The organism is Larkinella fluvii, from assembly GCF_051857545.1.
In the GTDB taxonomy this organism is placed as follows: Bacteria; Bacteroidota; Bacteroidia; order Cytophagales; family Spirosomataceae; genus Larkinella.
Window position 1 is genome coordinate 172,795 of sequence record NZ_JBPZHB010000006.1, and the last position, 22,799, is coordinate 195,593.

The 22,799-nt window shown below is 50.5% G+C and carries 26 protein-coding genes and 1 pseudogene; 10 read left to right on the forward strand and 17 right to left on the reverse strand.

Going from position 1 to position 22,799, the window contains the following annotated elements; translation table 11 throughout:
* Positions 1-423: 423 nt before the first annotated feature.
* Both ACS5NO_RS16930 and ACS5NO_RS16935 read right to left on the reverse strand, forming a co-directional pair.
* Positions 424-705 carry a hypothetical protein gene (locus tag ACS5NO_RS16930; protein ID WP_439416273.1) on the reverse strand — a complete coding sequence of 94 codons (282 nt, stop codon included), beginning with the start codon at positions 703-705 and terminating at the stop codon, positions 424-426.
* A 56-nt stretch (positions 706-761) separates the two neighbouring features.
* The gene (locus ACS5NO_RS16935; RefSeq protein ID WP_439416274.1) at positions 762-1,094 is read right to left on the reverse strand and encodes an isocitrate/isopropylmalate family dehydrogenase; all 333 of its coding nucleotides are present in this window, start codon (positions 1,092-1,094) and stop codon (positions 762-764) included.
* Between the two features lie 92 nt (positions 1,095-1,186).
* On the opposite strand from ACS5NO_RS16935, the pseudogene ACS5NO_RS16940 reads away from it, so the two are divergent.
* Both ACS5NO_RS16940 and ACS5NO_RS16945 read left to right on the forward strand, forming a co-directional pair.
* A pseudogene (locus ACS5NO_RS16940) lies at positions 1,187-1,338 on the forward strand (helix-turn-helix domain-containing protein); the annotation flags it as partial.
* 132 nt (positions 1,339-1,470) lie between these two features.
* Positions 1,471-2,367 carry an NAD-dependent epimerase/dehydratase family protein gene (locus ACS5NO_RS16945; RefSeq protein ID WP_439416275.1) on the forward strand — a complete coding sequence of 299 codons (897 nt, stop codon included), beginning with the start codon at positions 1,471-1,473 and terminating at the stop codon, positions 2,365-2,367.
* 38 nt (positions 2,368-2,405) lie between these two features.
* On the opposite strand, the gene ACS5NO_RS16950 is transcribed toward ACS5NO_RS16945, so the two are convergent.
* Positions 2,406-2,627 carry a hypothetical protein gene (locus ACS5NO_RS16950; RefSeq protein WP_439416276.1) on the reverse strand — a complete coding sequence of 74 codons (222 nt, stop codon included), beginning with the start codon at positions 2,625-2,627 and terminating at the stop codon, positions 2,406-2,408.
* A 143-nt stretch (positions 2,628-2,770) separates the two neighbouring features.
* On the opposite strand from ACS5NO_RS16950, the gene ACS5NO_RS16955 reads away from it, so the two are divergent.
* Positions 2,771-3,733, forward strand: coding sequence for an amidohydrolase family protein (locus tag ACS5NO_RS16955; RefSeq protein ID WP_439416277.1), 963 nt, complete (start codon positions 2,771-2,773; stop codon positions 3,731-3,733).
* An 89-nt stretch (positions 3,734-3,822) separates the two neighbouring features.
* Here ACS5NO_RS16955 and ACS5NO_RS16960 read toward each other — a convergent pair whose 3' ends face one another.
* Both ACS5NO_RS16960 and ACS5NO_RS16965 read right to left on the reverse strand, forming a co-directional pair.
* Positions 3,823-4,215: a DUF805 domain-containing protein gene (locus ACS5NO_RS16960; RefSeq protein WP_114404513.1), complete on the reverse strand. Its 393-nt coding sequence runs from the start codon at positions 4,213-4,215 to the stop codon at positions 3,823-3,825.
* A 246-nt stretch (positions 4,216-4,461) separates the two neighbouring features.
* Positions 4,462-4,911: an Hsp20/alpha crystallin family protein gene (locus ACS5NO_RS16965; RefSeq protein ID WP_439416278.1), complete on the reverse strand. Its 450-nt coding sequence runs from the start codon at positions 4,909-4,911 to the stop codon at positions 4,462-4,464.
* 303 nt (positions 4,912-5,214) lie between these two features.
* On the opposite strand from ACS5NO_RS16965, the gene ACS5NO_RS16970 reads away from it, so the two are divergent.
* Positions 5,215-5,613 carry an OsmC family protein gene (locus tag ACS5NO_RS16970; protein WP_439416279.1) on the forward strand — a complete coding sequence of 133 codons (399 nt, stop codon included), beginning with the start codon at positions 5,215-5,217 and terminating at the stop codon, positions 5,611-5,613.
* A gap of 76 nt (positions 5,614-5,689) precedes the next feature.
* Complete coding sequence (locus ACS5NO_RS16975) at positions 5,690-5,923, forward strand: hypothetical protein (RefSeq protein ID WP_439416280.1); 234 nt, start codon at positions 5,690-5,692, stop codon at positions 5,921-5,923.
* A gap of 235 nt (positions 5,924-6,158) precedes the next feature.
* On the opposite strand, the gene ACS5NO_RS16980 is transcribed toward ACS5NO_RS16975, so the two are convergent.
* Positions 6,159-6,362 carry a hypothetical protein gene (locus tag ACS5NO_RS16980; protein ID WP_114404519.1) on the reverse strand — a complete coding sequence of 68 codons (204 nt, stop codon included), beginning with the start codon at positions 6,360-6,362 and terminating at the stop codon, positions 6,159-6,161.
* A 75-nt stretch (positions 6,363-6,437) separates the two neighbouring features.
* Here ACS5NO_RS16980 and ACS5NO_RS16985 point away from each other — a divergent pair, with 75 nt between their 5' ends.
* From ACS5NO_RS16985 to nadD, 4 genes are all read left to right on the forward strand, one after another.
* Positions 6,438-7,052: a sigma-70 family RNA polymerase sigma factor gene (locus ACS5NO_RS16985; RefSeq protein ID WP_114404520.1), complete on the forward strand. Its 615-nt coding sequence runs from the start codon at positions 6,438-6,440 to the stop codon at positions 7,050-7,052.
* 84 nt (positions 7,053-7,136) lie between these two features.
* Positions 7,137-7,436, forward strand: a complete 300-nt coding sequence (locus ACS5NO_RS16990) for a zf-HC2 domain-containing protein (protein WP_225309527.1) — start codon at positions 7,137-7,139, stop codon at positions 7,434-7,436.
* A gap of 6 nt (positions 7,437-7,442) precedes the next feature.
* Positions 7,443-8,042, forward strand: coding sequence for a guanylate kinase (gmk, locus tag ACS5NO_RS16995; RefSeq protein ID WP_138992718.1), 600 nt, complete (start codon positions 7,443-7,445; stop codon positions 8,040-8,042).
* Between the two features lie 36 nt (positions 8,043-8,078).
* Positions 8,079-8,651 carry a nicotinate (nicotinamide) nucleotide adenylyltransferase gene (nadD, locus tag ACS5NO_RS17000; RefSeq protein WP_439416281.1) on the forward strand — a complete coding sequence of 191 codons (573 nt, stop codon included), beginning with the start codon at positions 8,079-8,081 and terminating at the stop codon, positions 8,649-8,651.
* A gap of 95 nt (positions 8,652-8,746) precedes the next feature.
* Here the strand turns inward: nadD and ACS5NO_RS17005 are convergent, their stop codons facing one another.
* Genes ACS5NO_RS17005 through cysS form a run of 4 tightly spaced genes read right to left on the reverse strand, consistent with a single transcriptional unit; the run spans position 8,747 to position 12,487 of the window.
* Positions 8,747-9,511 carry a hypothetical protein gene (locus ACS5NO_RS17005; protein WP_439416282.1) on the reverse strand — a complete coding sequence of 255 codons (765 nt, stop codon included), beginning with the start codon at positions 9,509-9,511 and terminating at the stop codon, positions 8,747-8,749.
* 33 nt (positions 9,512-9,544) lie between these two features.
* Positions 9,545-9,979: a hypothetical protein gene (locus ACS5NO_RS17010; RefSeq protein WP_439416283.1), complete on the reverse strand. Its 435-nt coding sequence runs from the start codon at positions 9,977-9,979 to the stop codon at positions 9,545-9,547.
* Positions 9,969-10,967, reverse strand: coding sequence for a M28 family peptidase (locus tag ACS5NO_RS17015; RefSeq protein ID WP_150878246.1), 999 nt, complete (start codon positions 10,965-10,967; stop codon positions 9,969-9,971). The genes ACS5NO_RS17010 and ACS5NO_RS17015 overlap by 11 nt, the downstream gene beginning before the upstream one ends.
* Positions 10,968-10,987: 20 nt before the next feature.
* A complete protein-coding gene (cysS, locus tag ACS5NO_RS17020) occupies positions 10,988-12,487 on the reverse strand; it encodes a cysteine--tRNA ligase (protein WP_439416284.1) in 1,500 nt (499 codons plus the stop codon).
* A 187-nt stretch (positions 12,488-12,674) separates the two neighbouring features.
* On the opposite strand from cysS, the gene ACS5NO_RS17025 reads away from it, so the two are divergent.
* Positions 12,675-13,592, forward strand: coding sequence for a PfkB family carbohydrate kinase (locus ACS5NO_RS17025; RefSeq protein ID WP_439416285.1), 918 nt, complete (start codon positions 12,675-12,677; stop codon positions 13,590-13,592).
* Between the two features lie 80 nt (positions 13,593-13,672).
* Here the strand turns inward: ACS5NO_RS17025 and ACS5NO_RS17030 are convergent, their stop codons facing one another.
* From ACS5NO_RS17030 to ACS5NO_RS17060, 7 genes are all read right to left on the reverse strand, one after another.
* Positions 13,673-14,956 carry a M16 family metallopeptidase gene (locus ACS5NO_RS17030; RefSeq protein WP_439416286.1) on the reverse strand — a complete coding sequence of 428 codons (1,284 nt, stop codon included), beginning with the start codon at positions 14,954-14,956 and terminating at the stop codon, positions 13,673-13,675.
* Between the two features lie 85 nt (positions 14,957-15,041).
* Positions 15,042-16,289, reverse strand: coding sequence for a type IX secretion system outer membrane channel protein PorV (gene porV, locus ACS5NO_RS17035; RefSeq protein ID WP_439416287.1), 1,248 nt, complete (start codon positions 16,287-16,289; stop codon positions 15,042-15,044).
* Between the two features lie 117 nt (positions 16,290-16,406).
* A complete protein-coding gene (porU, locus tag ACS5NO_RS17040) occupies positions 16,407-19,748 on the reverse strand; it encodes a type IX secretion system sortase PorU (protein WP_439416288.1) in 3,342 nt (1,113 codons plus the stop codon).
* Between the two features lie 61 nt (positions 19,749-19,809).
* The gene (locus ACS5NO_RS17045) at positions 19,810-20,412 is read right to left on the reverse strand and encodes a SprT-like domain-containing protein (protein WP_138992710.1); all 603 of its coding nucleotides are present in this window, start codon (positions 20,410-20,412) and stop codon (positions 19,810-19,812) included.
* Between the two features lie 72 nt (positions 20,413-20,484).
* Positions 20,485-20,676: a hypothetical protein gene (locus ACS5NO_RS17050; RefSeq protein WP_114404530.1), complete on the reverse strand. Its 192-nt coding sequence runs from the start codon at positions 20,674-20,676 to the stop codon at positions 20,485-20,487.
* Between the two features lie 125 nt (positions 20,677-20,801).
* Positions 20,802-21,293 (reverse strand): GtrA family protein, encoded by a 492-nt coding sequence (locus tag ACS5NO_RS17055; protein ID WP_439416289.1) that lies wholly within the window; start codon positions 21,291-21,293, stop codon positions 20,802-20,804.
* 101 nt (positions 21,294-21,394) lie between these two features.
* Complete coding sequence (locus ACS5NO_RS17060; protein ID WP_439416290.1) at positions 21,395-22,786, reverse strand: NADH-quinone oxidoreductase subunit N; 1,392 nt, start codon at positions 22,784-22,786, stop codon at positions 21,395-21,397.
* Positions 22,787-22,799 lie beyond the last annotated feature (13 nt).

The following is a 22,799-nucleotide window of genomic DNA, read 5'->3' on the forward strand; positions in this document are numbered from 1 at the left end:
AAAAAGACCTCCTTTCTAGTTTTGGCGTTGTGGTGATGCTCAAAACTAAGAAAGGAGGTTCTTTTTTACACATCCCTTAAAATTCGGGATGACTCATGTTTTGTAAACTACTGATTTATAATATGTTAAAAAAAGGCAAGTTTGACTTTTTAAAGATTTTGAACTCTTATTGAATAAACCCATAAATTAGCTGATTGGGGGATTGATCAACTATTAAATGGGTAAAACTTACGCTTTGGTTGAGCGGCTGCTCATTAATTGCTACATCCTTTACCAAAATCATATCATCAGTTGATTCGACGGAATCATCTCGGGACCGAGCCTGGTAGAACCAGGTCGAGCGCTGTAGGAGGACTACTTCGCAGGCTCGACGGTGTCCGCATAGCGACAAGTTGAATGGGTCGATAAACCCGGCCATCTCAATTAATCATCCGATAGACATAGCTCTATTCCTGAAGTAATTATCAGTCGCTTGTTTTTTGATTTGGCTTCTGAAACTATCTGCGACACTTTTTCTTTTTCCTTTTGTAATTCGGGAATTCTTTTTTGAGCCGCTTCGTCTGGCCTTCCAAACCGTTCCCGCGAACTAAAATCTCTCATTCGATGGAAATTGATTTTGGCAGAATAAAGAGCCATTAAGATCTCCCAGGCTTCTTCTACTGAGAAATTGCCTTCGATCAAGCTTAACGTTTCAAGTTTATTCATTGCTCCTGTTTGTTTTGAGTTGATAGATTGTCAGAGGCAGCAGCGCTGGGTCTTTTTTATGAGCTTATGTTCATCAAACGAACTAATGCAGGCTCATGAAGGGACGCACACTGGCGAAAAAGCCCCAGCATTTTCCGAATCGTGACGTTGAGACCTTTGTAACTGCCCCCCTGTGGGGTTGCAATGGGTGCTTTAAGAAACACTTTGTTACGCCGGATTACGTCCCAGGATTCAGTAGAAATACCGGACATATTTCCGGCCAGATAAACCTGCTCGCCCACTTCAATCTCATCCAACTCGATCTGAGCGTCGGCGGCCAGCAGAATGGCCAGGGTCGCATTCATAATTTCAGGACAGATTCCATCGGTCGCTACGCTTATTCTTGTCATTTACCTACTTGTTGAAAGATCTGCCGCAAAGGTGTAGGAAGATATTCATAAGTAAAAATTTATATATTTTATGGTTACCATAACGATTTTTTATGTATCACACCCTGCCCCAACTACACGTCAATGTCAAAATCTCACAAACCTTGAGCATCCCCCGATCTCCCGGGCGGCCGAAGAACTCCATCTGACTCAGCCCGCGGTATCCATCCAGTTGAAAAACTACCGGGATCAATTTGATATTCCATTCGTAAACTTTGCACGATGGATAAGTTCATGGCTTCCTCGGTGCAACCCCAATCCATAGCTGAATAAAGGATTGACCTTCGTTTATAAGTTAGTTTGCTTTACTACCTTTATCGTTTTACCAAACACATTTATGACTAAACAGCGAATCTGTTTTACCGGGGGATCGGGGAAAGCCGGTAGGCACGTCATTGCCTACTTACTGGAGCAAGGCCATACCGTGATGAATGTTGACCTGAGTCCATTGCAGCACCCAGGAGTCACCAATTTGATCGCCGACATTACCGATTCGGGTCAAATGTTTAATGCGCTCAGTGCCTATGCCAGCTTCGACGAGTTGGAACCCGGTACGGGCATACCCCGATTTGATGCCGTCGTTCATTTTGCCGCCGTACCCCGCATTTTACTCAAACCCGATAACGAAACCTTTCGGGTCAATACCCTGGGTACCTACCATGTGATTGAAGCCGCGGTTAAACTGGGGATTCAAAAAATTATTATTGCTTCCTCGGAGACCACTTATGGCATCTGCTTTTCGGATGGGCAAACCAACCCGAAAGTTTTGCCCCTGGAAGAGGACTATGACGTAGATCCCATGGATAGCTACGGCTTATCGAAGGTGGTCAATGAACAAACGGCCCGCAGCTTTCAGCGACGCTCGGGCGTGGATATCTATGCCCTGCGGATTGGCAATGTGATTGAACCCCACGAATACGAGGAGCTGTTCCCTTACTATCTGGCTCACCCTGAAGTACGTCGCCGTAACGCTTTTTGTTATATTGATGCGCGGGATCTGGGCCAGATTGTCGACTTGTGTTTGCAAAAAGATGGGCTGGGCTACCAAGTATTCAATGCCGGGAACGACCACAATGGGGCCATTCTGTCCAGTAAAGAACTGGCGGAACAATTCTTTCCCGGTGTGCCACTTCGTCGCGAGTTGGAAGCGCATGAAGCCTTATTTTCCAATCGCAAAATCCGGGAAGTGCTGAGCTTTAAGGAGCAACATAACTGGCGGAAGTACGTAAAATGAGGTAACCTACGGATGTATTATTCATCCCATTGGCCAGGCTAATCGTAGGCTTGATCATAGAGAAGTAAAGGGGAGTCTACTAACCGAATCGCGATTATCCAACCGATCCGTTCGAGGCTCCGGCGGGTCGGCCGGGCGATGCTGGAAAGCCGCAATACACCTGCCAGATTTCGGAATTGCCCCTCTACCACTATACGGCGTTGCTGCTGCTGCCGAAAAGCTACCCGCTCTGCCAGTAGGGAGTACGTGGCCGAGGACATCGGGTTTGCCAAGTGTGCCCCTGCCACCCGAAACCGGACCCGGACACTGAAGAGTGGCAAAATCAGGCCATTAGGACTAAACCGAAAATACAAACCGCGTCAAAGCCTGCTCAAGTTTCCCGGGAACTACTAATTTTAGGTCCATGAACCGCAGAAATTTTCTGGCCCTGGCCGTCGGCGCTTCCGCTGCGACCGGGCTTTCCCCGGCGGACCGGACGGAGGATACCGCCATCCCGGTCATTGACACCCACATTCACTTGTTCGATACAGATCGCCCGCAGGGGCTGCCCTGGCCAACCCAAAAAGACGGCATTCTGTATCAACCTGCGTTGCCGGACCGCTACCGCAATCTTGCGGTGCCCCTCGGCATTGTGGGCGCGATTGTCGTGGAAGCCAGTCCCTGGCTGGAAGACAACCAGTGGGTGCTCGACGTTGCTGCCACGGACAAAATCATCGTCGGAACCGTGGGCAATCTTGAGCCGGGCAAGCCGGACTTCCGCCAGCAACTCGAACGCTTCCAACGCAATCCGCTGTTTCGGGGAATTCGCTACGGAAATCTCTGGGAACACGATCTGTCCCGCCAACTGGCCAATCCCCGGTTCGTAGCGGACCTTCGCTTCCTGGCTCAGGCCGGACTGGTGCTGGATACGGCGAATCCGAATCCAGCGCTCCTGGCGGCCATCGTGCGGGTTACGGATCTGGTGCCGGATCTGCGGGTCATCATCGATCATCTTCCCCAAATGACCATGCCGGAAGCGGCTGCGGCCCGAAAAACCGCCGAAGCCGACCTGCAGGCGTTGGGCAAGCGGCCCCAGGTGTATGTAAAAATTTCTGAAGTCCTGCGCCGGGTGGATGGAACGATTCCACAGACACTGCCTTTCTACCGGGCACGGCTGGATGAGCTCTTCGACCGCTTCGGCGAAGATCGACTGCTCTATGGCAGTGATTGGCCGAATAGCGATCAGTGGCGGCCTTTTCAGGTCGGATTGGGCCTGGTTAGGGAATATTTCAACACAAAAGGTCGAACCGTAGCCGAAAAGTATTTCTGGAAGAACTCGGTTGCGGCCTATCACTGGCAAAAGCGCGACCCTTCACAGCCCGGGTAGAGTCAGCTTGTTCCGCTGATGGACAATACAAAAAAACCGCCCGACTCTAATGAATCGGGCGGCCTCATCTATATCTTAAAACCTATAAATCAGGCGACTGTGGCAGCTTTGGCTTTCGGGTCGGCACCATATTCATTGACGCCACGCGTGCCTTCGGTGCAGGCCAGAATCAGGTTATAAAATGGAATCAGCGCATACCAGCCGCTCTTGCCGACATCGTGCATCCGCCGGATCGCTACGGCCACCGAAGGAACCAGAATCGCCAGGTTAAACAGCATCGTTATCCAGCCAATCACCGCCAGACCGTCGAAAAGCAGGATGTTGGTGAAATTGATCGCCTGCGTAACCAGCATGTTGATCAGGAAAAAATACCAGTACTCGCTCCGCCGGGCGCGCCCGTTGAAATCATTGTACTTTTTCAGGACCGAAACGTAATTGTCCAGAATCGAATTGGTGGTCGAAGAAGGGATGGATGTGTTCATCGTAGTGTTTGTAAGTAGTTGTTTGGAATGATGTGAGCGTCCGGGTTTCGCTGTTTTTTGGCCCGTTGTTGCATCAAAAGTAGTGGGTCGGTCAAGGGTCCACAACGCCGGAGTGGTAACTGGTAGCAAAAATCTGGTAACTGGTGGTCTGGTGGCCGTAATTGGTTGACAACCACCGGCGACCCGGAAATTTACCCATCCTTTCGGCACAAAAAAACGGCCTGCTCGGGGAGCAGGCCGTCCGGTTTATCCAATCTCGATGCGTCTCGGCCCTTTTTGTTTGGCCTCTTCCCGCTTGGGAATTGTCAGATGCAGCAGGCCTTTTTCGTATTTGGCCTCAATCCGGTCTTCATCCACCACGTCTTTGGGAAGCACGAAGCTGCGCTGGAAAGACTGGTAGCTGAATTCCCGGCGCGAATAATTTTGCGCTTCTTTCTCCTCGCTGTGCTGTTTCACCGAGGAAATCGTAAGCTGATTGCCGTTCAGTTCAACCATAAAATCCGTTTTTTCCATACCGGGCGCAGCCAGTTCTACTTCAAACGCTTCGGTCGTTTCCTTGATGTTGACCGACGGAATGGTCGTTTGCGTTGTGGAAAAATTGCTGTTGTTCCAATTAAAAAGATCCCGGCTAAAAAAGTCATCGAACAAAGCCGGAAACGCCGGGGACGAAGCCCCATTCCTTTTGATGAGTGACATATCAACCTCCTTTTTTAAAAGTTAAACAATACAGAAATGAACATCAATGAGCGGTTTTTACCGTCAAAAACCGTCTTTTCAAACCCTGTGCCAACGGTATTCCTGGCAGAAAAAATGACAGAAACAGGTCCGGTTTTCTGCCAGAAATACCGTCGAAAAAGAAATTTTGTCAGTCTGAATACCCGGACTTCTGCTGATATTTTCCTGGCTGGCAGCCTTTGAAGCCTCTCTCCTTTTCGGTAGCTTTACCAGAACACAAAACTGTTGGAAGACACGATCTAAACCGATTTAACTGGCAAAAACATGGAAATCTCCGCTTCCATAAAAAACACCTTCCAGCAGCATGCGGTGGTCGTGCAAACCAACGGCGACGCAAAAACCGTCCAGATTGCCTCAAAACCGTCGGGCTATGGATCGTCGCTCAACGGGGGCGAACTCCTCCTGCTGTCGCTGGCAACCTGCTTCTGCAATGACATCTACCGGGAAGCCGCCGAACGAAACATCAGCGTGTCGGAAGTGGAGGTCGTCTGCACCGGCCGGTTCGGGGGCGTGGGCGAACCGGGCACCAACTTTCAATACAAAGCCCGGGTCGTCTCCGACGCTCCTTCGGATGAAATTGACGCGCTGATTAAACACACCGACCGCATTGCTGAAATCCACAATACCTTGCGGCACGGACTGAGCATCACGCTGGTTTCGTAAGCGCAAGTGAATGTTGGCGATGTGGATTTTTTGCACACATTTGCCGTGTTTTAACGCCCTTGCCTAAAAATACTGCATGTTGGACCGACTCCATAACCGCGGGCTCCGGATTGGTGGCATTCTGCTGTTGACGCTGCTGAGTGTCAGTTCAACCGGGTATCTGCGCCCGCCGATCACCCAGATCGGTCTGATCAAAATCGCCATTGCCCTGGTGTTCATGACCGTGATCTGGGAAATGAACCGGTTATGGATCGGAGTTTTTCTGAAGCGGTTTCCACACCGTTCGCAGGTCATCAAACGCCTGGCGTGAACCGCACCGGCCTGCTTTATAACAACATGCGTTATCCTGATTCTGGTTAGCGGGATTTCGTCGTTCCTAGCGAAAACCCTCCCGCATTCTTTCGAATGGTGTCGGTATCTCCAATATTTTAAGTAAATATCAGATGTTGAATCAACCCCGCCCGACCGTACACGAAGAGAATGAACAATTTTTGGTCACGCTCCCCCTCATCGAACGGGATTCCTGAAGTTCTGATTTTCACTCTCTATTTCTGTCCTTCCATCCGCCTTAACCAACCATCCATCACCCCCGGCTTGCGTCCTGCCAATTTGTCTTGTTCCTTGCGATTCCTGAGATCAAAACCGGCTAGGATTGATTTTTGCAGTATTCTTAAAACATTGCCGTTGAATTTTTTATTATCCGTTAAATAGTCTTTCTCAAGCGCTAACCCCTTGATTCTATGAAACATCGCTACTTGTCACGCATCCGTATGTATTGAACCCGAGAAAAAAATGGATGCCATTTAATTTTCATTTGTAATTTTATGACGACGATGCCCGAAATTATGTCAGATACGCAACTCCAAGGGTATACAGACGAACAAAAGTACCAGGTCTTCAACAAGGAGTTCATGCCCCACATCGACTCCATGTACAACTTTGCCTTCCGCCTGACGATGGACGAAGATGACGCGAACGACCTGGTGCAGGATACCTATTTAAAAGCTTTTCGATTTATCTCCTCCTTCGAACAGGGAACTAACGCGAAAGCGTGGTTGTTCCGCATTCTGAAGAACAGCTTCATCAACGATTATCGCAAGAAAAGTAAAGAACCGGCGAAGGTTGATTATCAGGATGTAGAGACAACATACAATTCTGACGAAGCATCGGAAACCGAGCACACGACGGACCTTCGGTTCGAAACGGTGCAGGACATGATTGGTGACGAAGTGGCCTCCGCGCTCAACTCGCTGCCGGTCGATTTCCGGACGGTTATTATCCTCTGTGACATCGAAGGATTCACGTACGAGGAAATGGCCAAAATTCTGGATATTCCGATTGGAACAGTTCGCTCACGGTTACACCGTGCCCGGAATCTATTGAAAGACAAGCTGAAAGAATACGCAGCATCAATGGGTTACAACAAAAATGATGACTAACTGAAACTTTTTGAGATAGATACTTGGTTGTTATGTCAAGTTACATATTGTAGAACTATTTTTGGAATAAATTAAACATTTCCAATGTCAGGCACATTGCATTCGTCGACTACGGTTGGTGTAGAGGGTAGGCAGGCGACCGCCCCCATGAAGGAAAGCTGCGAACATCAGGCCGAGTGCCTGAAACGGATTCAGTCGATTCTGGACGGTGGGGCTACCGAAGAAGAAAAAGAACATTTCAAGCAGCATATCGATATCTGCAAACCATGCATCGATATGTACCACCTTGAAAAGTGTATTAAAGAAGCCTTACAGGGCAAAGTTGAAAAGAAGTGCTGCCCCGACAAGATTGCGGCAGCGATTCGATCCGAAATCACTAAATAAGCGGCATTGGACGGCAAACTGATTATTTTTTCGGCACCCTCCGGTTCAGGTAAAACCACCATTGTCAGGCACTTATTAGCCACAAACCCGAATCTGGGTTTTTCAATCTCCGCCTGCACCCGTGACCGCCGGGGCCGCGCAGAACAAAACGGCAAAGACTATTACTTTCTGACTCCCGAAGATTTTAAGGAAAAAATTGACAACGACGAATTCGTCGAGTGGGAAGAAGTGTATGTCGGTGCCTTCTACGGAACGCTCAAATCCGAGATCGAACGCGTCTGGAGTAACGGAAAGCACGTTTTGTTCGATGTCGACGTTCAGGGCGGGTTGAAACTCAAGAAATACTACGGAGACAAAGCCCTGGCCATTTTTGTGAAAGTACCGGATGAGGAAACCCTGAAACAACGCTTGCTGGACCGCGGTACCGAAACCGACGACAGCCTGTCAAAACGGCTGTTTAAGGTCCACTTCGAAATGAGCTTTCAGGATCAGTTCGACGTTATTCTGGTGAACGACGACCTGGAAACAACCCTGGAAAAAGCACAGAAACTGACGGATAATTTCCTGAACGAGAACATCATTCCGGAAAAAGCTACTGTCGTATAATACGAACCGGATGGTAAGTCTGAACGCGGTCTGCTCATGAAAATCGGCTTATTCTTCGGCTCTTTCAATCCCGTACACATTGGCCATCTGATCATCGCCAACACCATGGCGACCACCACCGATCTCGAACAGGTATGGTTTGTGGTTTCTCCCCAAAATCCGTTTAAAAAGAACAAAAGCCTGCTCCACGAGTTCGACCGCATTGATCTGGTGGAGCGGGCTATTGCCGACAATTCGAAACTGAAAGCGACGGACATCGAATTCTCCATGCCCCGCCCCAGTTTCACGATCGACACGCTGATCCGGCTGCAGGAAAAATACCCGCAGCACGCGTTTAAACTCATCATCGGGGGTGATAACCTGGCGCAGTTTCCGAATTGGAAGAACCACGAACAGATTCTGGAGTATTTTGGGCTGTACGTCTACCCGCGCCCGAACAGCGAACCCAGTCCGCTGGAACAGCACCCGAATGTGCGGTTTGTCCAGGCGCCCCTGCTCGACATCTCCGCCACCTTCATCCGCGATTCCCTGAAAAATAACCGCTCGATTCGCTATCTGGTCCCGGACGTAGTGGGCGAGATTATTGAACGGAAGAAGTTTTATTTTTGAAGGTGTAGAGTTATTTGGCTAAAGCAGAGGTTTTCATAAGCTTAAGAAACCGCTATTTTTGCCTATCACTTCCATTTTTTAAATTAATACCAAAGTTATCTAAGAGCTAAAATAACTTCACAGTCAAAATAGAGCCTTGATAAATAAGTTAATAATGCTAGATTTTTGGGGAGATCATACAATCGATTAAGTAAACTGTCTTTTTCTATACGATCACTAATTATTCCAAGCATTTGTCTACTTATTCGTTCAATTTTTGTATCTATCATTTCATATTCTTGCTCTAATTTATTTAACATATCTGCGAGAAATTTTTCAGAATACCCAATCTCTTCTATAGTTTTTGGCTCTTTCGAAAATAAATAACCAAGGCTTTTATGCTGCTCTAATGAAATATGATGTTCGTCATCGTCAGGTAAATTGCCTATTGTGTTTGGCTTAATAAAAATTGAGTTACTTATAACTGCTCTATTTGAATAATGCAGATTTATTTCTGACTGAGTAGTAAAAAACGGAGCAACATAATATACTTCATTATTACCGTCATCAAGCGACAAAAGCATATTATGTTGTTGACTAAGCTTCAAAGGCATAATATGGATTCTAAAGAAAGGAGTTGAAAAGAGCGAATGATCTTTAATTTCAAAAGAACTCTTTTTCACCATTTTATGGGAAAGCTTAAATTGTAAAAAAAGAGGAAAACCAATGCGGTTTATTTTCAAGTCATAACCACCGCCTGGGCTACCTTCTTGTAATAGCGAAGGAAAAATTGGAGCACCATCTATTAAATGTCTTTGATGCCGTATAATTTCTTCAGTTATAGCATAACCGAAAGAAAACTCTGAAATAAAAGGCCTCATTTAATATAAGTTGTCAAAATATTTCTATTCAAGTCAGGGTCGCCCCCGCTGAAACGTAATCTCCGTCACCAACCCAATTGCACTGATTCGCAACGCCACCGAGCGGCTGTCGGTTTTCACCTTCGGGTCCTCGCAGTGTACGCCTTTTTCGAGAAAGTAAATGTAGAATTTCTGGTTGCGGTCGTCCAGTTGCTCACTGTCTGGGCGGCCCAGAATCTGGCCAATTTCATTCGAGGATTTTCCTTTCAATTCCTGCCGAACGGTTTTGAAATCATCGACCAGTGTGGCTCTAACGCCGTTGCAACCACCCCGATCCGTCCGCCATTTGACCAGATCCAGCTTACCAAGCTGATCCGGCGGAGGAGAGCAGCTTGCTAGAAGGAACAAAGCACCCGGAAGGATGAACAGCCGAAGAAAAAACCGCCGACCCTTCCTGAAATCAAATGCGGTTAACGGTTCATTGTTCATTGTATAGCGTTTGCAGCAATACCTGGCCGACGGCTTTGAGCGTGCCGCGGTCGATGTTGTCCATGTCGTCGTGGGCCGTGTGCCAGTCTTTGAAGAAACTTCCCGACTCCACTTTCAGGTGGATAATATCGATCATCGGAATTTTAGCGACTTTGTTGACCGGCAGGTGATCATCCGTAATGGCGGGACCCGATTGGCCCGTGTCGACAAAATACTGGTTGTAGCCCATGCGGCTGGCCGTTTCCCACACTTTGTTGACCACCGTGGGCGCATACTGCATGGAATTGCCTTCTTTCAGGAACGTAGCGCCTTTGGCACCCACCATGTCGAGCAAAACGCCGTAATAAGCTGCATATCCCGGTTTATGCTTATTGGCTGCCCAATATTGTGACCCCAAGCAAAAACCGCCGTATTCGTCTTTTGCCTGCTCGGAATTGCCCCAGTCCTCGGCATCGAAGAAAATCAGATCGATACCCACGTCGGGTTTCACGCCGGATTGTTGAATGGTTCGGGCCATTTCGAGCAAAACACCGACACCACTGGCGCCGTCGTTCGCTCCGATCACTGGTTTGGTCCGAGCCACGCTGTCCTGATCGGCAAACGGGCGGGAATCCCAGTGGGACGCCAGAACAATCCGCTTGGGTGCATTCGGGTTGATGCTGCCGATGATGTTGCGGGCGTTTAATTTGAGGTTGTCGTAGGTCGTCGCCGTGAAGTTCTGCACCGTGACCTCACAGCCGAATTGCTTCAGTTGAGCAATCAGGTAGTCTCCACAACGCCGGTGCGCATCGGTATTGGGTACCCGCGGCCCAAATGCCACCTGCTTCGCAACGTATGCGTAAGCCGAATCGGCATTGAACGCCGGGGCCGTAACCGTTTTGACTTCGGTGGCCTGGTTTTCCTGCTGATCCTGTTTTTTGCTTTTGCAGGAACTGACGGTGATTACCGCAGCCAGCCAAAAGAGAATGATTTTCCTGTTTAGGCGCATATTTTACCGATAAGGTTTGACTACTCTTCGTAAGCCCAGTCGATCCGGTGCTTCATATCTTTGATGGCCAGCCCCTGCGCCTTGAAATAGGAACGGACCTGATCCACTTTATCGTATTGCTTCTGGTCTTTATACTCCCGGTATAACGTCAACATACCGTCCAATACCGCCTGGCTCCCGGTTTTTTCTTCGGTTAATCCCAAAACGCCTTCCATGAACTGGATGAACGAGTCTTTCAATTCCGTAAAAATTTCCTCTCCCAAAGCCGCCGACTGAAGCTGGTTTGCATACAGCATATTGACGTATTTCAGCAACGCAAACAACTGGGCAATGCCCACCGCCGTGTTCAGATCATCGTTCAGCGCACCATAAAAATCGCCGATGGCTTTGCGAATTTCCTGCTGTTTTTTCTCATCGGTCAATACGTCGTCGGCAGCGGTATAAGTCAATGTCTTCGCGATCCGCAACCCGTTCGCCAGCCGTTTGTAGCCTTTCTGAGCCGCTTTGAGAGCTTCGTTCGAAAAGTCGAGCGTGCTCCGGTAATGCGATTGCAGCATAAAAAAACGCACTGTCATCGGGCTGTAGGGCTGTTCGAGCAGGTGGTGCGTTCCAGTCACCAGTTCCGACGGCAGAAAGGAGTTGCCCAGCGACTTCGACATTTTCTGTCCGTTCACCGTCAGCATATTGGAGTGCATCCAATAACGCGCCGGTTCTTCGCCATAAATGCTTTGCCCCTGCGCCACCTCGCATTCGTGGTGCGGAAATTTCAAATCCATTCCACCCCCGTGAATATCGAACTGTTTCCCCAGGTATTTGGTACTCATGCAGGTACATTCCAAATGCCAGCCCGGAAAACCGTTGCTCCAAGGCGACGGCCACCGCATCAGGTGTTCGGGGGCGGCTCTTTTCCAGAGGGCAAAATCCAGCGGATTCCGTTTTTCCGACTGACCGTCCAGATCACGCGTTTCGTTCAGCAGGTCGTCCAGAATACGCCCGGATAGCTTTCCGTAGTTGCCGCCCTGCTGGTTGTATTGCAAAATATCGAAATAAACCGAGCCATTCGATTCGTAGGCCAGCCCTTTGTCGATCAACACCCGGACGGCTTCGATCTGCTCGACCATATGACCCGTTGCGGTGGGTTCGATGCTGGGCGACAACAGATTGAACATCTCCGTTACCGAATGAAAATCGTTCGTGTAGCGCTGTACAATTTCCATCGGTTCGATCTTCTCCAGTTTCGCCATCCGCCCGATCTTATCTTCGCCATCGTCGCCGTCGCCCACCAGGTGGCCCACGTCCGTAATATTCCGCACATACCGAACTTTGTAGCCAATGTGCGTTAAATACCGAAACAGCGTATCGAAAGTCAGAAACGTGCGGACGTTGCCCAAATGCACGTAGTTATAAACCGTTGGCCCACAAACGTACAAGCCCACGTAAGGCGCGGCAATCGGTACAAACAGGTCTTTCCGGCGGGTGAGCGTATTGTATAACTTTAGCGGCTGTGTCGGTGTTGTCATTCTTCAATCGGTCGATCCGACCCTACGGTTTTCTTCGACCACAAATCTACACAATGTTCGTCGGAAGTCAGCGCGTTGTGACGAGTGGCAAATGGCGTAGTTTTCCTATCTTCGCAACATTCTGGGGCTGGCAGTCAGCCTTCTGTTCGTTCAACAAGTTAGTTTACACTGTATTTATCCAATCAGCATGAGTTTGTTAACCGTTGGTTCAGTGGCTTTCGATGCGCTGGAAACGCCTTTTGGCAAAACCGATAAAATCATCGGAGGAGCCGCCACGTACATTACGCTGTCAGCATCGTATTTTACGAATGAAAACAACCTGGTAGCCGTCGTCGGCGACGATTTCCCGCAGGAGATGATCGACATCCTCGAAAGCCACGGCGTCGATACCACCGGGCTGGAAATCCGGCAGGGCGAAAAAACGTTCTTCTGGTCGGGGAAATACCACAACGACATGAATACGCGGGATACAATCGATGTTCAGTTGAATGTGATGGAAAATTTTGACCCGGTTATTCCCGAAGCTTACGGCAACTGCGAATTTCTGATGCTGGGCAACACCGCCCCAGCCATTCAAAAACTGGTCATCGAACGGCTTCCGAACCGCCCGAAACTGATCATGCTCGACACCATGAATTTCTGGATGAACATCGCCTGGGACGACCTCATGGAAGTGATCAAACTGGTGGATGTGCTGACGGTGAACGACGAGGAAGCCCGCCAGTTGTCCGGCGAATATTCCCTGGTGAAAGCGGCTGCCAAAATTGGTGCGATGGGACCCAAAACCGTGATTATCAAGAAAGGCGAACACGGCGCGCTGCTGTTCCACGGTGGCCACATCTTTTTTGCGCCCGCGCTGCCCCTCGAAGAAGTCTTTGATCCAACCGGTGCGGGTGATACGTTTGCGGGCGGTTTTATTGGCTATCTGGCCAGCACTGGCGATGTATCGTTCAACAACATGAAACGCGGTATTATTTACGGTTCTGCGATGGCGTCGTTCTGCGTCGAAAAATTCGGTGCCGAACGGCTCTTTAATTTAACAACAGATGAGATCAACGAGCGCGTAGCGAAGTTTGTGGAGTTATCGGCGTTTGAAATTCAGTAGGTACCCACGGACTTTAGTCCGTGAGATTCTAGCACGAGTCCAGGATGTGCCTGAATTTCACGGACTAAAGTCCGTGGGTACTATTTTCCACCAACCACCACTTCAATCAACGACCCATCCGGCAAATACCGGTTGGCCATTTCCAGAACCTGATCTGCCGTGACGGCACGAATGTGATCGATGTAGGTCGAGATGTAGTCGGCGGGTAAACCGTCGAAGAGCAGCGCTTTATAGCGGTCGGCAATTTCAAACGGCGTATTGAGATTGCCCACGTAGGAGCCCGCCATGTAGTTCCGAACCGTTTCCAGTTCGTCGTCCGGCACCAGTTCCTCGCGCATCCGCCGGATTTCCTTCCCGATTTCATCGAGTGTTTCCTGCGTATTTTCGCGTTTGACGTCAGTTCCGATCAGGAACGATCCCTCATTGGGGTGCATCGCCAGATTCGACCAGATTCCGTACGTAAATCCTTTTTCTTCCCGAATGTTTTTCATCAGCCGGGAGCCGAAATAACCGCCCAGCACTTCGTTCATCACCAGCGCCGGAAAATAATCCGGGTGTTTGCGGGTAAATAACAACCGCCCCAGCCGGATCGACGATTGCAGGCTGTCGGGTTTATCAACCAGACCCGGCGACGGATCGCTGATGGCGGTTTTTGCCGCATCATCGGTTTCCAGAACGGTTTCAACGACCTGATGGCCGAGATATTGGTTGATCAACGCGATCTCGGTTTCGGTAATCTGGCCGGCCACCATCACCCGGAAGGGCCGTTGCCGGATGCGCTGCCGGTAGTAAGCTTCCACCCCGTCCCGCTGAATCGCTTCCAGCGTTTCCGGTTTCTGGTTATGGCCGTAGGGATGGTGGGCACCGAAAACCTTTTCCCGAATCTGACGGCTGGCGACGAAGTTGTTTTTCTCCAGATTCACCCGCAGTGTTTGCAGCGTAATGTTTTTCTGGTGATTCAGTTCTTTTTCCGGAATAACCGACTCCATCAGCATTTCCTGAATCATCGGCAACAGCGCCGGCAGGTGCTTTGTCAAACCGTAAACCGTCAGGCTGGCGCGGTTGGTCCCGCTTTGCTGCTCGACAAAAGCCCCGTAGCGGTCAAAATATTCACTGATTTGGGCCGAAGTGTGTGAATGGGTTCCTTCTGTCAGCATTTTCATCGCCAGCGACGACAGCCCCGGTAAGGGTTCATACCACGCCCCGGCGTCGAAAATCACTTCCAGCCGGATAATGGGCTGCTGGCCGGCGTTAATCCAATACATCGGCTGACCATTGTCCATTGCCAGCGTCGCGATGGCTGGCACCCTGACCTCTTCAATTCGTTTATATTCGGGGGCTTCGGTTCGGTTTACAACTTCCATTGTTCAATCAATTGCAATGCTCAGGCGGTAAAAAAAGAATGGCACGCCCGAAGGGTGCCATCGTTACAGTTGAAGTTAGGTTCGCTTATTCAAGATTGTCATCGGCATCGTCCACTTCGGCTGATTTGGCTTTTTTGTCGATGTCGATGATCAACGAAATTCGGAAGGTTTGCGCCAGCGGGCTACCCTGCGTGACCGGAATCAAATAGGCAAAGTCGATCCCGTATTTCTGTTGCAGCCGAATGCCCAGACCGGTCGTAAAGTATTGCCGACCGCCTTTCAGGCGAGGTTCGTGGTAATAGCCAACGCGGGCAGCGAACTGTTCGTTATACCAGTATTCAATACCAGTGGCAATGTTGATTTCCTTGACCTCTTCCGAGAAGCCATCGGGCGCATCGGAGAACGAACCGAAAATCGAGCTGAGGGTTGGCCGGTTCGGATCTTTCCCCTGTGCAATGATAGGATTGACACCGTTGTACTGAACCACCCCGTTGACGGTTTGGTACACCGGCGGAGTCGGTACCATCAACTTGTTCAGGTCGAGAATGAAGTTGAATTTGTTGAATTTATCGGTATACAACGTCAGGGCCGTCCCTAATTTCAGGTTGGTTGGGATGGGCGCTGGTGTAGACGTACCGTAGGTTACTTTACCGCCAATGTTGGAAATAATCCCGCCGAAGGCCCATTTGAACCCTTTGCCGGTAATATCGTCCCGAACTTCGTTCTGGTAGAAAGCACTAATGTCGAAAGCCGCCGTCGATGCCGGTTTCAGCGAGACGCCATTGACCGAGTAATTGCCGGAAAGGTTAGAGTTGATGTAGCGCAGGTTGACGCCCATCGAGAAGTTTTGAAACAACCGGCGGGAATACGAAGCCGTGACGGCATATTCTCTGGAATTGAATGAACCGGCCGGCTGACCCAGAATGGTCGTAAAGTCGATGGTTCCCATATCGAAATACATCAGCGAAAGACCGATCACATCGTTCTTACTCACTTTTTTGTAGCCCGATAAGAACGTAAAATACATATCGTCTACCCCGATACTCCGCAGCCAGGGCGTATACGACAACGCCAGCCCCTGATTCTTCTCGGCAAAAACCAGCTTCGCCGGATTCCAGAAAACCGCATTGGCGTCGGCACCCAGCGCGGCACCGGCATCCCCCAACCCGGCACTGCGGGCGTCGGGCGTAAAGTTCAGGAACGGCAATGACATTTGAGGAATCCGGTACGCAACCGTGTCCTGTCCCATTAACCCCCCACTAACCTGGGCATTCGAAACAAGCGGAAGTGTCAGGCAACCAAGTAAACAAATTGACGATAAGGTACGTGTCATAAAAGAGGTTTAATTAACTCCCGAATCAGCGCGTTCGTTGGGTAACCAGGGTAAGAACGCCAAATTTACGATGTTTAAGATAGAATATAAAAGGACGATTAGAATATATTTTTATAACTATCTAACGTAGAGCAACTTGCCCGAATGCATGGCCGACGAGCCATCCGACATTGAACGCAAAATAAGCCGATATACATACAAACCGGGTATAACGGCAGCTCCGCCCGGCATGGTTCCGTTCCAGCTTAGTCCGGTAATAGACGCGTTGCAGTTGGAACATTGATCGATTCGTTCGCTCACCGTTCGGCCGCTCAAATCGGTAATCAGCAGCGTACTTTCTAACGCATCGCCGGGCCGATTGTGTTGCAAACCGAAGTTCGCTTGTTCCTGAAATGGGTTGGGTGTTACAGCAACCGACCGAATGACCAGGGGCGGTTGTGCGGAAACTACAAAAGTCAACGTTGTTTCCGATGGATTATTGTAAACATCCCACGCTTTTACCTGAACTGTGTACGCACCCGGTGGCAGGTTTGGCCAGTCATACTGAACCGTCCCGCCCCCCGAATCATCCAGATTGGGTGTAAAATACGCATTCACCACAACCGGCGTCCCGTCGTTCAGACGAACCGTTATTTCGTGACCAATACCATTACGCGCAATATTGATGCCATTTTCGTCATTTAGTTTGGCAATCAGTGTAGTAATCGGTCCAAAAACCGTTCCGCCGTCTCTAAAGGTTGTATCGTTTATAAACAGACGGATGACCGGCGGCTTCGCATCGGCCACCGGATTCGGGACGCTGTTACCGATTAATAAATTATCGTAACTCCCGGCGGCTTCGACCAGACTGTCCGCCTGAACAGCATACAGAAACAGTTTTCCCAGACCAACGCGGTAGTCCAGATCTTTGGGCATCACAAACTGACAGACGAACCTGCCATTCTGAACGCGCACCTGACCGGCATATAACGGACTCCGGTATTCGGCATAGTTCATTGGCGGACTGAACTCGGTGCCGTTGGTCGTTATGGTGTCCGCTTTGTCGAACAGCGTCACTTTTACGTACCCATTAAATGGATTAAGAACCGACCGGCCCTGCTGAACTTCGCCTTCCAGCCGAACGGTTTCCAGCGCCCGGAGCGTGTCGGCCTGGGCTCCAACGGTTTTTCCATTGATGCGGGTCAGTACGGCCTGGGCTGTCGGAAAAGCCAGTTGCATGGACGGATCGCCCAGGAGCGTAAAGTTGCGGTTTAGGCTTCCGCTAAGGCTGCCATTTTTAGTCAGCCGGATCAAATCGCCCAGCCGGGGCGCACCGTCGGCGGTATTTTGGGCGAGGGCGTCGTAAAAGGCGTTGTTCAACAGATAATTCGTACTGGCGTAAACCGGTCGGGCCGTCGTCAGCAGGGCAATGCTGCCGCCCTGCGGGTTTAACAAGGCCAGTTCGGCCCCGGACGTCTGCGCCGGATCGTCGTAGCGACCAAACTGGCAGGTGGCCGTCACAAAAATCGGGAGCCGCTGGTTGGTCCAGCCCAGAATGTCCTGCAAGGTCACCACCTGTTCCTCGGCCCAACCCGACTCGCCCCCGTGGCCCGTATAATTGACAATCAACCGACCGTCGTTCAACGCCTTCGTAATGGCCTGATTCACGAGCGGAGCTTTTTGCCCGCCAGGGCTCGACTCTTGGGCAAAACTGTCCAGATACAGTTTTTCGGCCCGAAACGGCGGTCGTAAGGTCGTTATTTTCTGGGCCAGCCGGTCAGCATCGGTTTGGTGAATGTTCGGAAAATCACGGTCGCCATCGTCGGCCACAAACGAAATTTTCGTCTGCCAGTCGCCCGGCAGTTTCCCCGTAGCGGCATAGCGGATCAGCTTATCGACCATCGTCCGGGCTTCTTCAGCGGATTTCACCGGCAGTCGTCCCACACCAATGTCCAGTGAATGGTCACCCGAAAAATCTTCCGTCCACTCGCCCTCGGCGGTTTCCAGAAACCCGAAATAATCGTCGGAACTGTAGCTCAAAACCGGGTGCAGCGACTCCCGGCTTTCGTAGGTTGGCAACGTGGCCGCCAATTGGGCCGGGGTCAGCAACTTCGAATAGTTTTTGTAATCGAACGTCGCATCGCCAAACAGCAGCAGGTATTTGAGCTTATTGGGCGTCTGGTTGTTCAGCCAACGGGCAAAATCCCGAAGGGCCGTGGGGTCGGGCTGTCCCGACGCAAATTCGTTGTACACTTCCTGCGAACTGACGACCAGCACATCGAGTTGATCGTTTTTCCGGCGAAAATCGGCCAGCCGTTCGGCCTGTGCTCGCCAGCTCGCCGGGGTAACGATCAGCAAATCGGGCGTTTCACGGCTTTGCAGGTTCTGGTTGGCAACCACAACGGCGGTTTCTGGCGTGCTTGCCTGCTCCAGCGAAAAAACCAGGTATTCCCGCAAGCGGTTTCCCACGGCCGGCAGGCTTCCCTCCTGCTTGTCATTGACCGTGACGGGCATCGAAACCGGCCGTTGCCGGTTGGTCACATCCCACACCTGCATGGTAGCATTGGCCTGCTGAATAAGGTAGCGGACGGTTGCCGAACGAGCCGATTCCAGCGATCGGAAAAGAAACGGTTCGTCATACCGGCGAAGGATGCGCCGGGTCTGAAGCGCCAGCGATTGGAGATAGCCCTGCCCGTTTCTGTCGTACGACAATGTCAGTTTCACCGGACTTTCCAGCGAAACGGGCGTTAGGGTAAACGTCTGGCGGTTTTGACGGCCTTTCCGATCATACTGGTAATCCGTTACGCTTTCGATAGTTTGAGTTCCGACGACTTGCGCCCCCCATTTCAACTGAAACTGGGTATTGATCAGCGCACGTCCTACCACATCGGAAGTAACCAGCGCACTCGAACCGGGGACGATACCGGGCAAATTGAACGACACGGTTTTATCGGTTCCGATGCCGAGGTATTCCAGCCACTCCCGGCCCGACCGAACCAGGTTGGTCATTTCCCCGCCCGCTTTGTAGAACGCGTAGTCGTCAAATTCGGTGATTACTGTACCGGTTTGCGGCAGCGTAGGCTGAGTGGCGATGCGTTTGCCGGTTTTCTGACCGAACGTCAGAAAATAATACGTCGTATCGGTATAGGGATTGATCTGGTGCGAAAATCGCCGGGTGGTCGAATCGTAGGAAATGGGGTGCGGACTTTCGGCAAAAAAATAGACGGCATCGCTGGTGTCGAAACGGCCATCGGTTTCGCCGGTTACCCAAATGGCATTTTCGGTCAGGTCGCGCGGGCGGTCTTTGATGTTGGCTTGCGGTAAGGCGGCTCCTCCGTTGCCAAAAAGTCGGATCGTACGCGGGTCGACGGTCGAAACAGGGACACCCGACTTCGTCAGAAAAGCCGCATCGAGTTTGTAAATGCCGGTTTTGGTAATGCCAATTTTCAGCCACGATCCCTCGGCCAATGCGGACGGCACCGGTTGCGCCTGGGTAGCCAGAGCCCATCCGATTCCAAGCAGCCAACCTGCAAAACCGCATCTAGTCCGTTTTTTCCACCCAAACATGCGCCCAAATTGATACTCTCAATCCTGTAGTCTTCTCCGTACAAACGACGCGGGTTCGCCGTTTCATGCCCCGGATGTATTCTTTCTGCAAAAAACGAAACGTCTCCCCTTCCGGCATCTCCACCAGCAACTGTTTTCCTGCGGGTTGCTCATCCATTTCCCGCAACGAACGGGTAAGCGTCGGATGTGCCCCCGTCGAAGCCGCCGGATTACTGAGATACTGTTTCAATGGAATCAATACGGTTTTGGGGAAAACCGACTCGTGCAACACGGGCTGCATGACTTCCCGGAAGGTTTTTTTCCAGATCGGTCCGTGCGGCTGACCAAACCGCCGATAGCGTTGGTAAACCAGCAAATGAGCGACTTCGTGCAGGTAAGTAATCAGAAAAGCGTAGGGATTCAGGTCGCTGTTGACGGTAATGGTCAATCCTTTTCCGGGTTCGGCCCGAAAATCGCCCAGCTTCGTACGCCGGGGACGCGACGCAACAAATGTGAAGGGATGATTTTTCCACAAATCATAACAATAGGTGACGGCATGGCCCGGCAGGTGTTTTTCAAATAGACGAAGTACTTCCATTCCCACTAAAAACAAAAAAGCCCTATCATAAAGATAAGGCTTTTTCCGTCAGTTCGTTTTCAGACCGTCGGATTACTTCGTCGTATCGGCAGCCGCGCTGTCAGCCGGAGCAGCCGTCGCGCTGTCGGTCGACATCATGCTGCTGTCTGATGACATCGTAGCCGTGCTGTCTGTTGTTGTCGTTTCTTCCGTTTTGGGTTTGCTTTGGCAGGCTGCGAAGGTAAGCATGCTTCCTACGAACAGAAGTGCAAATACTTTTTTCATTGCGTCTCGGGGCGTTTAAGGTTTGAGTCCCAAATTTAACATAAAATCAAAAAATACAATAACATCCTGCCCCTCAACTGGTAAAATATAGGATAGGCTTCTTATTATCACATTACATATGGTATTTATTCTGTACTGCGACCGGATCGGGCTTTGAATCGGTCATACATGCCGGTGCTGCGAAAAGTCAACAGTTTATGCCCGAAATAATTGGCCAGAAAGCTGAATCCCATTCCGACGACGTGTGAGCTTTTTTCGCGCCAGAATAATGATGCGGTCGGGAAATGCGGATTGGCGACCCATTTCAGCGTTGCCACCGCCATGCCCACCTGCACACCCCAGGCAACCAACGCAATCACCAGAAACTTGACGACTTCACGACCGGTATTGCCGGTTTCCCGGGCTGAAAAAGCATAATTCTTGGTGGGGAGAAAACTGACTACCGTAGCCGTCAGGTAGCCCAATAAAACGCTGGTATCGAAATTGAAGAATTTTCGATAGAAGATTTGAGAGACGAAGTTGACCGTTGCTCCTAAAAGCGCCGTTAAAAAGAATGTAAAAAAGCTTTTCCCTTTTACTTCCTGGGTTGTAGGCTGGCTGTTATTCACACTGATCACCTGGTGCAGAGGAGTTTAGTTGTTTGAGAACTCAAAGGTAAAAAACTACCCGAATTACACCTGTATCGGTGAAGAGTTTATGAGCCAACGGTTGACAGGCCCTACATCAAATTCTGAAATAAACCGGGCACCAGCCCCAGAATGATCGTGATGGCCGTGGCCGCGATCAATACAAACCGGTAGAACGGAGCCACCTGAATGTAGGTCGATGATCCTTCCCGGAAATACATGGCGATCACCACCCGGAAGTAGTAATAAATCCCCACCGCCGACATCAACACCGCCAGCACCAGAATCCAGACCATGCCTTTGTCGATTGCCGCCGAAAAAACCATGAATTTTCCCCAGAAACCCGCCGTCAGCGGAATACCGGCCAATGATAACATGGAAACCGCCAGAATGAACGCCAGCAAGGGATTCTGACGTGATAGGCCGTTGAAAGCCGCGTACGTATCGTCGGGCCGTCCGTCGGAAGCACGCTGTTTGCCCACCACCAGCAAAATGCCAAAGGCCGCAATGGTGGCGACGGAATAGGCCAATGAATAGAAGACCAGCGCCTGCTTCGATTGTTGACCCAGAGCTGCCAGACCGATCAGCAGATAGCCGGCGTGGGAAATGCTCGAATAGGCCATCATCCGTTTGAAGCTGTCCTGATAGGCCGCCGTCAGGTTTCCGACCAGCAGAGTCAGTCCCGTAATAACCGCCAGCGTGATCCACCAGAAACCGTAAATGGCCCCGAAAGCGACCGACAGCAACTGGAGCAAAGCCGCAAAACCAGCGGTTTTGACGACCGTCGACATGAAAGCCGTAAACAAGGTTGGCGCGCCTTCGTAAACGTCGGGTGTCCAGAAGTGAAACGGAGCCGCGGATACTTTGAACAGCATTCCGATCAGCACCAGCAATACGCCCATATACAGCAACAGCGAAGGACGACCCTGCGCCAGCGCGATGTAGCCTTTGATATCGGTCAGCGTGAACGAACCGGCCGCGCCGTACAACAACGCCATGCCAAAAAGCATGATGCCGGTGGCAAAAGACCCCATCAGAAAATACTTCAGGGCCGCTTCGTTGGAACGCAGATTGCGCTTGTCGCTACCCGTCAGGACGTACATGGAGACCGATAGAATTTCGACGCCAACAAAGAGCATAATCAGGTTCTCGTAGGCGATCATCATGATGGCACCGACGATTGAAAACAACAGAATGGCGTAATATTCAGCGGGTTGAGCGGCTTCATCGTCCAGAAAATCACCGGAAAGGGCAACGACCATAAAGGCAGAAACCAGCACGATGCCCGTGAATAAAATCGCCGTGTTGCTCACCAGCAACATATCGCCGAAATACAGATACGATTTATTCCATTCCAGAAAACCGGCTCCCAGGGCAAGCAGGATAAAAAATAAAGTCGCCGGTAACAGAACCGCCCGGGACTTCAGAAAGCCCAGGTACAGAAGTACGATTCCAAATACAGACAGCAGTATAATCGAAAGCATATCTTTTATCGTT